The sequence below is a fragment of the Psychrobacter sp. NZS113 genome, from assembly GCF_015864825.1.
Classification (GTDB): Bacteria; Pseudomonadota; Gammaproteobacteria; order Pseudomonadales; family Moraxellaceae; genus Psychrobacter.
The window spans coordinates 67,378-80,947 of record NZ_JADYWL010000002.1; the positions used below are offsets into that span (position 1 = coordinate 67,378).

Sequence of the window (13,570 nt, forward strand, 5' to 3'; positions counted from 1 at the left end):
ATTGAGCACTGCATCTCTTACGAAAAATCAATGTTGCATTCCGGATCCATCACCTGACATATCCATCTCACCATCAAATGACATGCCCAACATATCATCGTCTATCCTAGTCGTTAACATGGTGTACTGGGCTTCATTTAATTCAGGTAACGATCTGATAAAAGCGACCATTGCCCACATTCTATCATCATCGTGCGAAGCGCCCCATGCTGGCATACCTGATGCCATAATACCGTGTTTAATGGCCCAAAAAGCTTGCTGAGCACCGGCATCGGTCTTATAGCGTTCAACCAATTCAGTATTGGTAAAATTGGGCGGCTTAGGATATAAACTTGCACTAAAATCAGTGTTTTCTACCCCAGGAGATAAGTGACAGCCTGCACACATATCTTTGTAATCGGCACCGCCCGAGCTGATCATGTCTGTCTTTTCTAAGTTTGGAACCGTAATGTCCTTACTAGCATTTGCTATTGAACGTGTACGTGCCGTTTCTAAAAAATTGTAAACCAGCGGACTATGGGCTTGATCAGCGCCGATATTTATCACACCACTGGTCACCACAATAAAAATGCCCACAATAGCGATAAAGACAGTAAACAGTATTCCTAGTAAAAACTTCATAGGTTTGTCCTAAAAATCCATTTTATTAATACCTAACTACGGCTCGACAAAACCATCTAACAATAATATTAAATTTCTACGATCCACTTCTATTAGATCAATGTTTAAGAGTCACTTTTACTAGCAACACAGTGTTTTTTATACATAGCTTTCATTTTTTCCATATTGGCCATCATTGCTTTCATTGATGGATCGTTCATATCCATCTTGCTATGATCCATTTTTTCCATCATTTGCATGTGCTTTTCCATTTTTTCACAATTCATTTGATCTTTTTCAGCATGCATTTTTGGATCATGTGCCATAGCAGAGGTTGAAACAACTAAGGCAACAGCTGTTGCTACGATTGATTTAGATAACCACATAATTAATCCTTTTTTGGTTTGATAATAGTATCGATAGTTGAAATTATTGAATCTGTTTAAAGTATAAATAAAAGTTTCTGACAGGAGCATGACTGCAAAATGACAATATTGTCATCTTGCAGATTTTGAGCAATGCTAAAAGAGTAGTGGGCTTGGTAGACTTATAACTTGAAAAAGAATTTGTCATGACCAAAAAGAGATAGAGTGACAGCGTTAAATCAAATTAGAAGCATTCATGCAGTTATTGGGTGATAAGGTCAGTCTGAGTGTGGTTGTTTAGTATTCGGGTTAGAAATAGCGACGAATACGTTATCCAACTGGTAGAACCAAGCGATTGGAAGTAAACTATTTGATGGCGTTGCTAGAGCGAAACAGGCTGGCGCACTCCATTACATCTTTATATAGTCGGTTCAATATAATTTGGATACAAGGAAGCCGAGGGAAAGTACTACAATTAGTAGACTAAGCGAGACTGACACCGTATCCAATTTATAGAGGATTGACTACATGCTTTTTAAGGCACAACTATAATGATTTATTAAGGAAAGACTATGCATATCACGGCTAATTTTGATGCAGGTAATATTGATATTATTAATTTAGACGATAAAAAAGACATTCAATTAGCGATTCGTCCAGACGTTGGCAAAGAGTTTTTTCAGTGGTTTAACTTTCGTCTATCCGGTCAGATAGGCGAGCAGTACGTTCTCAATATTATGAATGCCGGTGAGGCCTCTTATCTGGAAGGATGGGAGGATTACCAAGCAGTTGCGTCTTATGACCGTCAGGAATGGTTTCGTCTGCCAACCTCTTATACAGATGGCAAATTAACCATCGTGGCAGAGCTGGAGTGCGAAACCATTCAAATTGCTTATTTTGCGCCCTACAGCTATGAGCGTCACCAAGATTTATTGGCGGCAGTACAAATGCATCCATTGGTAACGCTAGAGCATTTAGGCGAAACCCTTGATAAGCGCGACTTGACGCTAGTTAAAATTGGTGATGGGGCTGCTAACAAGCGCAATATATGGATTACCGCTCGTCAGCACCCTGGTGAAACGATGGCTGAATGGTTGGTCGAGGGTTTATTGTATGGCTTGTTAGACAGTGATAATGCGACAGGCAAACAGTTACTAGACAAAGCAAACTTCTACATCGTTCCTAATATGAATCCCGACGGTAGCGTGCGCGGACACCTGCGTACTAACGCGGTAGGAACCAATTTAAACCGTGAATGGGAAAGCCCAAGCTTAGAGAAAAGCCCTGAAGTATTTCATGTGATTAATAAAATGAAAGAAACCGGCGTTGATCTCTTTTATGACGTGCATGGCGATGAAGCACTGCCGTATGTATTCCTTGCAGGCTCTCAAGGTACACCCAGTTATAGTGACCGTCTCGCACATTTACGTGATAAATTTTCAGACGTATTAAAGTTAGCCAGTGCTGACTTTCAGTCTGAGGTTGGCTATGAGATTGATGCACCGAGTGCTGCCAATATGACGGTTGCAACCAATTGGGTTGCTGAGCATTTTGATTGCCTTGCTAATACGTTAGAGATGCCATTCAAAGACAATGACAATCTGCCTGATGAGGAGATGGGTTGGTCACCAGAGCGCTCTGCTAAATTAGGTGAAGCGTCATTAGTAGCTATGCTTGCCGTGGTGGATGATTTGCGTTAGTTTTATTCCAGTAAGAGAAAATTCCAACGTTTTTTTTATCAGTGTAATGCCATTAACATCACAACGATATTAATGGCATTTTTAGGTTTGAGATAACACGAAATTGCGCTTATGGACCGTTTGATAATGCTCAAATTAAAGACAGCCAATACGATGAAAAATGTATTGGCTTATAGTATTTAGGCTTACTTTTATGAATGGTTAAGCCTTAATGAAAATAGCCTCTTCACTCAAGCGTGACTTGGATATTTTTGGATTAAAGTCATCCTCATGATGGTAGTCAAATGAGATGACGACCATCGTAGAATAGCCTTTGCTACGCAGGTCAAACTCGTCATCAATTGCTTTTAAATCTATCCCTTCTATCGGCACGATATCAATACTTAACAGACCAGCCTTCAAGTACGATTTTACCGTGGGCTTCTCTGTTTTCTAGCATTTGATGAGCGCGGCGCAAGTTGCTAGCAGTGATGGCACCTAGCTCGTGAGCCACGGTGGTTTTTAGCTGATCGTTATCAATTAACGTGGCCACTTCATTCAACAGATGATTTTGCTCTATCATGTCAGGCGTGGTAAACATTGAGCGGGTATACATAAATTCCCAATGTAGACTTATACTTTTTAATTTTAGAGCATTCACATTCAAGGCTTCAGGATCGTCAATCAAACCTAATTTGCCTTGAGGTTTTAAGCATTTGATAATTTCATCAAAATGTTCTTCGGTGTTGTTAAGGCTCACCACATAATCGACTTCAGTAATGCCTGTATTTTTTAGCTCATCTGACAATGGATTGTGATGATTAACCACGTAATCTGCACCTAGCGTTTTTAACCACTTGACGCTCTCATCTCGTGATGCTGTGCCAATAATGACGGCTTGTGTTCTGGTTTTTAGCAACTGAGTCATGATTGAACCCACACCACCGGCTGCGCCAACCACCAAAATAGTTGGGCGACTCTCTGTTTGCTGTGCTGAGTTTTCATTAGCATCTTCGCTAGTTGCAACGGGCACTTGCAAGCGATCAAACAACATCTCCCACGCTGTGATGGTGGTTAAGGGTAGGGCGGCGGCTTCAGAAAATGACAGAGACTCAGGCATATGCCCAACAATACGCTCATCAACCAATTGATACTCGGCATTGCTGCCTGAGCGGGTCAAATCGCCGGCGTAATAGACGCGGTCACCTACCGAAAACAAGCTAACATCCTCGCCAACGGCAGTGACCACACCCGCAGCATCCCAGCCAATAATGGCAAATTCACCCTCTGCTGCAGGTCTTGCTTCACGGATTTTATAATCCACAGGATTGACTGAGATGGCTTTTACTTCGACCAAAACGTCACGGCCTGATGCCACTGGTGTGTCTATCGTGATGTCTTGTAATGCCATCTCATTATTGATGGGTAAGTTGTCTTGATATCCGATTGCTTTCATAGTCATAGTCCTAAATTTATGTGTCTGTGGGTATGGAAGAAGCGTTATAGTGCAGGCGATAATACCTGTTGGGTGTGTTGTATCAGCGTATTAAGAGCCGTTTCGTTCAAGGCATCGCTATGCGGTGTGCCAAACGCACCTCTCTTATCACCATGCTCGCCATCTTTAATGTCATTATCAAAATACTGGCCAGTTTGGGTGGTAAACGCATCGTCCGCTGCCAAGGCGACCAAAATATTGGCCCCTTTATCTGCTGGAGACCAATACTGTCCGTAAGCTTCACTGACCATGCGAGTATTAAGCAATGAGCCGGGGTTGACGGCAATCACGTTGATGTTATCGCTCGCTACCTGATCGGCCAGTGCCATGCTCCACATGGTCAATGCCAGTTTGCTCTGTGCATAAGCGTCTTTATCGCTCAGCTTTGTATCTCCTGCCATGGCAGCTAGTGAAACGGTTTGCTGCGCCGCCGAGCTTAGATTAATAATGCGAGCAGGCATGCTGTCGCTAGGTATATTGTTAGAGTCTTTAACGTCTGATGCAGTCATTAACGGTAACAACGCTTGAGTCAATAGGTAAGGGGCAAAGTAGTTCACGACAAAGCGCATATCAAACCCTGCATCGGTCTGAGCGTTTGCTACTTTGAACACACCCGCATTATTAATCAGTACATCCAAATGTATTCCGGCAGCTGTAAACTTGCTTGTTACTGCATCAGCCATATGCTGAACATCGGTTAATGACGCAAAATCAGCCACGAAGCCATCAACGTCTACTTGCTGATTGGTTTGGGTTGCAGCGATTTTTACTTCTGTAATCACATCTGCCAGCTTATTGGCATCTCTACCATGCAGATAGATATTGTGACCCAGTTGTGCAAGTTTTATAGCGGCCAATTTACCAATACCATCGGTACTGCCTGTGATTAAAATAGACTTTTGCATTTGTTGTCCTTATATATTTTAAGAATTCTTATCCATCTGCTGTTCTTAATGATGACTCATAGTAATGCGTTTGATTAACGTTAAACAGTAGCCGTCAGCGAAAACACTTTCAATATATTTTTGAAAGTCTGTATATAGTATGCGTGGCTGCTTGTTTTGTTGGGCCATCACAAATAGTCTTTGTTAAGGATATGATCGAATATCAAGCACGGACTAATATAAAGAAACAATTTCAATAATTTTTATATAATGATAAATGCACTAGTGTCAGCAACCCGTTGTTATCGCTAATTCAATTACAGCTAAGCTAACTAAGGCGACACGATGAAAAATTTGCAGGATTTACGTATTTTTATTGAAACTGCTCGTTTAGGTAGCTTGTCTGCCTGTGCGCGCCACTTAGATCTGTCACCAGCAGTGGTGAGTGCAGCCGTAAAAAGATTGGAAGCCGAAATCGAAACGGTACTGTTTATTCGCTCAACTCGTAGACTGCGTCTGACCAGTAAAGGTGAGCAATATTTAACGCATTGCCGAGATGCCATGGCTATTTTGGACAACGCTTATGCAGGATTACATGATAATGATGCCGAACTGACAGGCACGATTCGGTTGTCTGTATCGTCAGATTTGGGTCGAAATTTGGTGTTGCCATGGTTGGATGATTTTATGCACATGCATCCAAAAGTGACGGTGCAGCTACATATGTCAGACAGCTATGTCGATCTATATGGGCAACAGATTGATCTGGCATTGCGCTATGGTGCGCCCAAGGATTCATCGCTCGTGGCATTACCCATTGTGTTGAATAATCGTCCTATACTATGTGCCTCAAAGTCATATTTGGACAAGGTTGACAATGATATTGGCTTGCCAAAAATCCCTGAAGACTTAACTCAGCATAATTGCCTGTGTTTGGGACATGACGAAAAATATTTGAGTGAGTGGACTTTTGAAAAAGAAGGCAAGATCAAAAGTGTGGCCGTGGCTGGCAATCGGCGAAGTAAAGATGGTGATGTGGTAAGGCGCTGGGCCGTGGCAGGTCAGGGTATTGCACTGAAATCACAGTTAGATATAGCAGCAGACCTAAAAGCAGGCCGATTGGTTGAAGTAGCGTTGGACGGCTGGCAAGTGGCCAATTATCCGCTGTATTTGATTTGTCCAGAACGGCGACTGATAGATCCGCTATTTAATGCGGTTAAAGAATATCTGATTGAGCGGGTAGAGGGAGTGTTGGCATAATTATCCTAATTCGTACAGCTAAGTCTCGTTAAATCCTGATTTGAGTATGCCTTAATAAAACTGCACAGCAAATAAGATTTTTTGAAGGGATAGTTTTTCAAGTAGACTTTTATTAATCTGATAGCATAGGTCATAGCAACTGATTTAAGAGAACGATAATATGAGTAGTATAGATGAAGATGATCTGAGTCTTAAGTTTGATATGTTTATAGACCATATTATAGCTAAAAGAAGTTCTCAGCCGATTCTGAGGGATATCTTTGGACATTCTAGTGGTGATTGGGTGAATTTTAGAAATTATATAAATGAAGATGCTTATAATAATGAATACAAAGGGCTAGATGTATATATTTGTTGGCTAAGCGATATCAACGCAACCAATGACCAATGGAGATTAATTGCTTTCTTCGAAAACAATCAATTGTATTCCCAAATATTAACATTCAATATGAATACTCTTTAGTTTAGAGCTTAATAGAATTAGGCAGTTCATAAAGGCATGCTCTATTAGATCGCTTTAGTCATCTAAAGATCGATATTATAAGCTGTACTGCAATGTTGGCAGAGTTAAGTAATTTGAGTGAAATTTATGAAGTAAACGTAGTCAAGATAAGTGGCATTTACCCTGAAGGTGCTTTATTTTGAACTGATGAGCCACTTGTACTTGGTACAAGTGTAGAGCTACAGTATTTGGCGAAAGAATACATTTTTAAGGTATATCGGATATAGCTACGCCTGACTATACCCGATATATTCTTTGGGCTATCTAGTTATTTTTAGAGCAAGTTACCAATCATCTAGCCCCTTTAAAGCGCAGTAAGCGTAACGCATTCAACGTGACCAATACGGTTGCACCAGTATCAGCCAATACAGCGATCCATAGCCCAGTGATACCCAGTACAGTAGTGATCAGAAATATGGATTTTAGACCAAGTGCAAACATCACATTTTGATGAATGTTGGACATGGTGGCACGTGACAGGGTAATGAGATGAGCGACGTCCGTGACGCGACTTTTTAATAGGGCGATATCGGCCGTTTCAATAGCGACATCTGTACCGCCGCCCATGGCGATGCCCACATCTGCGGTTGCTAGTGCTGGTGCATCGTTGATACCATCACCAATCATCGCTACTTTGCTATTACCTTTCATCTCATTCAACAAGCGTAGTTTGTCTTCGGGCAACAGCTCAGCTTCCCATTCTATCTCTAAATGACTAGCAAGTGCCTGAGCGGTCAGACGGTTGTCCCCTGTAAGCATCACAGAGCGCACACCCATCGCTTTGAGCTGCGCCACTCCTGCCTGAGCATCATCTCGCAACTCGTCTCGTAGCGCAACCAACCCAAGCACTTCACGGCTCTGCTCATCGAACAGAACGGAGACCGTCTTACCTTCGTTTTGTAGTGCTTCAATTTGTGCATTTTGTTCTAGTGATATCGATGTTTCAGTGGCAGCATAAACCGGTGATCCGATGGCTAACGGACGCCCAGCTACCGTTGCATGTACCGCTTTGCCCGCAGTAGCATAGGCATTTGAAGCTATCGGTATAGAGATATTAGCGGCTTTGGCATGATCAATGATCGCTTTTGCAAGTGGATGGCTAGAGGCGGACTCGACACTGGCAAACAGCGCCAACACCTCATTTTGACTTTCAGATTCTATATGCTCTTGTACTATGTGCACCTGTGCAAAGGCAATAACGTCGGTGACGCGAGGCTTGCCTTCAGTCAATGTACCCGTCTTATCAAAAGCGACGACATTCACGCGACCAATGGTTTCTAAAGCGCTACCACCCTTTATGAGTAAGCCGCGACGGGTACCGACAGCCAACCCTGACGCAATGGCGGCCGGAGTGGATAGGACGAGTGCGCAAGGACAGGCAATTAGCAACAGTGCAAAACCCCGATATAGCCAAGTCGCCCATTCTCCTCCCATCGCTAGCGGCGGTATGATAATAACCAGTGCAGCAATAGCCATCACCGCTGGGGTGTAGTAACGACTGAATTTTTCAATAAAGCGGGCAGTAGGGGCTTTAGAGGCTTGCGCTTGCTCTACCAGAGTAATAATGCGCGCAATGGTGTTGTCAGCAGCGGTCTTTTCTACGCGGACTTGCAGCGCTCCTTCCATGTTGATGGAGCCTGCGAATACTGCATCGCCTATCGCTTTGGCAACGGGTATGGATTCGCCAGTGATGGGCGAATCATCAAGACTAGAGTTACCTTGAACAATGACACCATCAGCAGACACCTTATCACCTGGGCGTACCAGTACCAAATCATTGACCTGCAATGAGACTGCAGGAACGTCACGCTGTCCACCTTGTGCATCAAGTAAAATCGCAGTCTTTGGAACCAATGATGCCAATGCTCTGATACCAGCACGGGCACGATCAGCCGCCACACTCTCTAACAATTCACCGACTGAAAATAAGAAGACAACTGCCGCAGCTTCTTCAGCTTCACCAATGATAAGCGCACCAATTGCTGCGATAGACATCAGCATTTCAATTGAAAACGGGGTGCCTGTCATTGCCAAGGTCATAGATTTTCGGACAAAGGGAAAAACGCCCACAATAACGGCAATAGCGAATGCCCACATTCCATAATCAGGAAAAATTAGTGCTAACGCGTAGGCGGCGCTCATCAGGATACCGAGACCAACCACTTGCTTGCCTTTTCGGGTTTGCCACCAACGCTGTTGCTGCGTATCTAATGGATTGTCACCAATGCTGTCTGCTGCGATTGCTTGATCAGTAGTGGCAGATATACCAAAACCAAGGCGCTTGATGGTTTTTTCAACATCACTGAACTGAGTCTCTGAATCAGAGACCAATGTTAGCTCTAACTTTTCAGTCGCAAAATTAAGTTGTATGTCAGAGACACCGGGCATACGTGCTAATGCAGTTTCAATCTTTCTGACGCAACTGGCACAGTCCATACCTTCAATACGATATTGCATAATAATTCGTCCTACTATAAGCGTTCTTTTGATAACGCTATTGTGAACCCTCTAGTGGCTTCAGAGTCAAGTCTGTTTTTAGGTAACTGTACAAACTTGATTTTCTCAGCATCAAACCTTATAGTTACTTTAATGTTTCGGGTTTTAAGATGACTTTGAAATAACTTCAAGAGAACTGTGAGATAACTTTGGAATAACTATGCTAATAAAAATTGGAGAGCTCGCTAAGCGTACAGGTGCCACCGTGGAGACCATTCGCTATTACGAAAAAGAAAAACTATTACCAGAGCCTTCCCGTAGTGAGGGGAATTATCGCTTATATCGTGAAAGCCATATTGAACGTCTACAGTTTATCCTGCACTGTCGCACACTCGATATGACGTTGGATGAAGTACGCACCTTACTGCAGTATTGGGAGGAGCCTAATAGAGACTGCGGCGATGTCGATACCTTGTTAGATGAACATATTCATGCGGTGGAAGTACGTATAGAGGAATTAAAACAGTTAAAGCAGCATCTAAACGTCCTGCGGCAGAAATGCGTCAGTAGGGCGCCAGCGAAGTCATGTGGCATATTAAATGCGCTTGCCGACAACTCCTGCCATGATGAATAATATGAATAACAGTTGTTAATGCCAGAGATATTTCCAAATAACGATATGGATTTGTATAGGCAGGAGATGGATTGTTATGCTGTTTAATGTTGTCAGAGCATACCTGATTGGGCGGTTAGAGGGAGTATCCGTAGTCTATTTTAAGTGGTTTGATTATATCGGTCTGTTTTGAGTGGTCTGTTAATAGGTCTTTGGGGCTTTTAAGGTAGTTCCTTTGGGGTATACCCTAATTAAGTTTCTTAAAATAAAGTCATCAACATCCAAGCGTATTCATAATATAACTAGAAACGAATACATACGATGAAAATATGAAAAACAGGAGACTAATAATGACTGTTAGAAAATATAGTGAATGCAAAGATATTTTTTGGGATGAGAAATCCTTTAACTACTCTTTAGAGGAATTGTGTATTTGGGATATTGAAAAATATTGGAGTCTAGAATATTTTTTAATTAAATTGTGTGCAAGCTTACAAGGTAACGAGGTATTGTACAGAAAGTTCGCGGCAGATTTATACTATCTTGGTCATAGTATAAATAACTTGATAACAAACCAAATACATCCTTCAGAATGTTACATATTAGAGAAATTTAACGAAGACGAGGCATGCGAGTGTCGTGACCGTTTTAATCATATTATGAGAATACTCTGGGGACGAATTCCCTTTGACTTTCATGACTATATGATAACTAGTAACCCACTTATTCAAAAAGAATTGAACTTAAATAAGTGAGATTTATCATTAGACCTCTTTCAAAAGTACCAGTTATTTTACGGAGTTACGAAACTACCTTCGATATTGAGCTATGTTCATAACACCGTAAAAAATAATCTAGGAATTTTAATAAGACAGCTTAGTGATAATGACCTACCTATCAGTTTAACAGTTGTGCGCTCATTAAAGTCGTATCCAATACGGTTAGTTTGATGCCTGTATAGCGCATCGAACATACTCTCATGACAAACGTTATAGCGAATAAAAATACATTAAAAAAATTACTCAATATTTTTTTTGCTTAGAGAGTCGCTCTTTTGAAACTTTAAGATAATATACTTACTCAACACTTTTTCTACCAGTGAATCAAATATATGATTTTCAAAAAAACCAAATTAGTTGCCCTCTTTTTTTCTACTGCTTTATTACCTCTTACGCTTACGAGCTGTCAGAAAGTGCAAAGTGAAGCCAAAAACGAAGCCTCTGAGGGGCAAATAGTTATTGAGGAAATAGAGGCAGAAACTAAAGCTGAAGGCGTACAGAGCTTAGCCGAACAGGGCGATGCAGAGGCACAATTCGATTTGGGTTGGATGTATGATGTAGGAGAGGGCGTTCATAAAGACTATGTCAAAGCTGCGCAGTGGTATACAAAATCGGCTAATCAAGGGTTTCCTGAGGCGCAGTATAATCTTGGTGTGATGTATCGTGAAGGCGATGGAGTTCCTCAAAATTATGCTGAAGCGATCAAGTGGTATACGAAGGCAGCCAATCAAGGCTTTCCTGAAGCGGAGTATAACCTTGGTCTGATGTACACCCAAGGCAATGGCGTAGGTCGAGACCTTTCACAAGCCCTTAAGTGGTATACAAAATCTGCTAATCAAGGATATGTCATTGCACAAAATGATTTAGCCGCAATGTATTACGAAGGCGATGGTATAGAGCAAGACTTGTCGCAATCACTTAAGTGGTATACAGAAGCAGCTGATCAAGAATATGCTCCTGCACAAGCTAATTTAGGTGCAATATATTATCAGGGTAATGGCGTGATACAAGATTTTTCACAGGCTCTAAAATGGTTTGGAAAAGCAGCTGATCAAGAAAATGCTAATGCACAATATAACCTTGGTGTGATGTACACCCAAGGCAATGGCGTAGGTCGAGACTTCTCTCAAGCCTTTAAGTGGTATACAAAAGCCGCTAACCAGGGATATGCTCCTGCTCAAAACAATCTTGGTGCGATGTATCGCGATGGTGTAGGTGCTAATCAAGATAATGCTCAAGCAAAGAACTGGTTTGGTAAAGCTTGTGAAAATGGGCAACAAGAAGGCTGTAATAACTATAGGAAACTAAATAAAAATTAAGTCAGTTTAACCTCAAAAAATCAATGTTATGTACACTGTGAAGTACACTACCATAATCTAAGTGACCAAAACCGCTAGTACCATTACCCTACAGCCAAACATTCAAGTCCTCACTAGGGTACCGAACTAGTTAAAGCACCTGATTGGTTCGCCATAGGCATACCTTAAATTAACTCACAGCTGTAGGGATATTTCGTAGTTAGAACCTAGTTCAAACTGTAATCTATCTCTCAAAACATAACCCTCTTCAATAAACTCTTTTTCTTCAGAACTATTTAAAAACCCAGAATCTACAGGATTTTCTTTTAAATATGTCGATTCGTACTTGTTTGCCCAATGACTTAAATCACTATTCAATTTCCGACTTATTTTTAAACCATCTGGATCAATATTATTTAACTCATTATCTATGTATCCCCATAATGGGAAACATTCATACTCAGGCATCAATTTTATTTCCACTGTCAAATACTCCTATTTGCTAGATATTGGTTTAGTCACCGATGCCAGAAATTTCGTATTTGTTAAATTGATATCTAATACTAGCAGTTCGATGTTTGTATAGCGCACCGATTGTATTCCTATAATGATGTTAAATAACAACCTTTTTACAGTCTAAAATAGGCGGTGAAAAATTGCAAAAAACCACCTATTTTTCCCATAACGAGTTTTACGTTTGATGGCGTTTTGCCATATATTTGCCCAGTAAAGGCAAACAAAATGCTGGTAATTGAAAAGCACCCAGTAACGGTAAAAACATCGTACCCATAAAAGGTGCCGTTATGGTGTAAGCAAGTAATACATTGCGTCCACCACACACCAGCGCAGCGACAATGGCATTTTCATAGCCAAAACGCCGATATATTATATAAGCGGTAAAATAAAACACCAATGCCAATACAGAGCTTAGTGCCAGTAATGACAACGCTTGCCACGGATTATGATCAAAGGTGGTACGAAATCCTGCCATCAGCCCTAGTGGAAACAACATCAGCAGTAAAATATTAAACTGCCCAATTTTGGGATAATAACGTGACAAAATAGCAGGTGAAACGAACCGGCGCACCCCCACAGCTAGCACCATTGGCATAACAATATAAACCAACAAGCGATTGACATAAGTACCAACGTCTACATGCGCATTTTTATCGCCTAATAGCCATAATACGCCTAATAATGTACATGGCATAATGAGCGTAGCAGCGATGGTTTTTGCCGTTGCCAGTTGTGCATCAAACCCCACCGCATTGACCAATGCGCCACTACCAAATAACGGGGCAGTGGCACCAAGACCTGCAATCGCCAACAGCCAATCGCCACGCAAACCAAGCGCGTAAGCAATCAATATTAAAACTAGACTCATGCCGCCGCTTTGTAATAAGGCAAAAACCCACACATAGCTTGTCGCTATACGCTTTAACAGCGCATATTGGTCGATGCCTAGCAAAGTAAAAAACATCAAGAAGAACAGCATTTGGGGTAAATATACCAATACCGCATTGGATACGTTTGGAAAAACAAATCCCGCAATTGCACAAACTGGCATAATCAATGTGCTATGACGCGCAATAAAACGAAGAAGCATGAGCTTTCCTAATAAAAATATTCGTAAAAAGCGGGTATTACTTCTCTTTTTTA

Annotated in this window: 13 protein-coding genes; 5 read left to right on the forward strand and 8 right to left on the reverse strand. The window is 41.6% G+C overall.

Annotated elements, in window-relative coordinates; translation table 11 throughout:
* Positions 1–27 precede the first annotated feature (27 nt).
* Together I6E61_RS03165 and I6E61_RS03170 are read right to left on the reverse strand one after the other, a co-directional pair.
* A complete protein-coding gene (locus I6E61_RS03165; protein WP_197129667.1) occupies positions 28–621 on the reverse strand; it encodes a cytochrome c in 594 nt (197 codons plus the stop codon).
* Positions 622–725: 104 nt separating this feature from the next.
* Positions 726–986, reverse strand: a complete 261-nt coding sequence (locus I6E61_RS03170; RefSeq protein ID WP_197129669.1) for a hypothetical protein — start codon at positions 984–986, stop codon at positions 726–728.
* A gap of 551 nt (positions 987–1,537) precedes the next feature.
* Between I6E61_RS03170 and I6E61_RS03175 the strand changes: the two genes are divergently transcribed.
* On the forward strand, positions 1,538–2,665 hold the full coding sequence (locus tag I6E61_RS03175; protein ID WP_197129672.1) for a M14-type cytosolic carboxypeptidase: 1,128 nt from the start codon (positions 1,538–1,540) through the stop codon (positions 2,663–2,665).
* A gap of 201 nt (positions 2,666–2,866) precedes the next feature.
* On the opposite strand, the gene I6E61_RS03180 is transcribed toward I6E61_RS03175, so the two are convergent.
* Genes I6E61_RS03180 through I6E61_RS03190 form a run of 3 tightly spaced genes read right to left on the reverse strand, consistent with a single transcriptional unit; the run spans position 2,867 to position 5,044 of the window.
* Positions 2,867–3,067, reverse strand: a complete 201-nt coding sequence (locus I6E61_RS03180; protein WP_197130846.1) for a hypothetical protein — start codon at positions 3,065–3,067, stop codon at positions 2,867–2,869.
* Complete coding sequence (locus I6E61_RS03185) at positions 3,042–4,100, reverse strand: zinc-binding alcohol dehydrogenase family protein (RefSeq protein WP_197129674.1); 1,059 nt, start codon at positions 4,098–4,100, stop codon at positions 3,042–3,044. The genes I6E61_RS03180 and I6E61_RS03185 overlap by 26 nt, the downstream gene beginning before the upstream one ends.
* 44 nt (positions 4,101–4,144) lie before the next feature.
* Positions 4,145–5,044 (reverse strand): SDR family NAD(P)-dependent oxidoreductase, encoded by a 900-nt coding sequence (locus I6E61_RS03190; RefSeq protein ID WP_197129678.1) that lies wholly within the window; start codon positions 5,042–5,044, stop codon positions 4,145–4,147.
* A gap of 324 nt (positions 5,045–5,368) precedes the next feature.
* Between I6E61_RS03190 and I6E61_RS03195 the strand changes: the two genes are divergently transcribed.
* Positions 5,369–6,283, forward strand: a complete 915-nt coding sequence (locus I6E61_RS03195; protein ID WP_197129681.1) for a LysR family transcriptional regulator — start codon at positions 5,369–5,371, stop codon at positions 6,281–6,283.
* 160 nt (positions 6,284–6,443) lie between these two features.
* Positions 6,444–6,746, forward strand: coding sequence for a hypothetical protein (locus tag I6E61_RS03200; RefSeq protein ID WP_197129683.1), 303 nt, complete (start codon positions 6,444–6,446; stop codon positions 6,744–6,746).
* 330 nt (positions 6,747–7,076) lie between these two features.
* Here the strand turns inward: I6E61_RS03200 and I6E61_RS03205 are convergent, their stop codons facing one another.
* Positions 7,077–9,242, reverse strand: a complete 2,166-nt coding sequence (locus tag I6E61_RS03205; protein WP_197129686.1) for a heavy metal translocating P-type ATPase — start codon at positions 9,240–9,242, stop codon at positions 7,077–7,079.
* Between the two features lie 199 nt (positions 9,243–9,441).
* Between I6E61_RS03205 and cadR the strand changes: the two genes are divergently transcribed.
* A complete protein-coding gene (gene cadR / locus I6E61_RS03210) occupies positions 9,442–9,855 on the forward strand; it encodes a Cd(II)/Pb(II)-responsive transcriptional regulator (RefSeq protein ID WP_227685655.1) in 414 nt (137 codons plus the stop codon).
* A gap of 1,090 nt (positions 9,856–10,945) precedes the next feature.
* Positions 10,946–11,932 carry an SEL1-like repeat protein gene (locus I6E61_RS03215; protein ID WP_197129689.1) on the forward strand — a complete coding sequence of 329 codons (987 nt, stop codon included), beginning with the start codon at positions 10,946–10,948 and terminating at the stop codon, positions 11,930–11,932.
* A 174-nt stretch (positions 11,933–12,106) separates the two neighbouring features.
* Here the strand turns inward: I6E61_RS03215 and I6E61_RS03220 are convergent, their stop codons facing one another.
* Positions 12,107–12,394 carry a hypothetical protein gene (locus I6E61_RS03220; protein ID WP_197129692.1) on the reverse strand — a complete coding sequence of 96 codons (288 nt, stop codon included), beginning with the start codon at positions 12,392–12,394 and terminating at the stop codon, positions 12,107–12,109.
* A gap of 208 nt (positions 12,395–12,602) precedes the next feature.
* Positions 12,603–13,517: a lantibiotic ABC transporter permease gene (locus tag I6E61_RS03225; RefSeq protein ID WP_197129695.1), complete on the reverse strand. Its 915-nt coding sequence runs from the start codon at positions 13,515–13,517 to the stop codon at positions 12,603–12,605.
* Between the last annotated feature and the right edge of the window lie 53 nt (positions 13,518–13,570).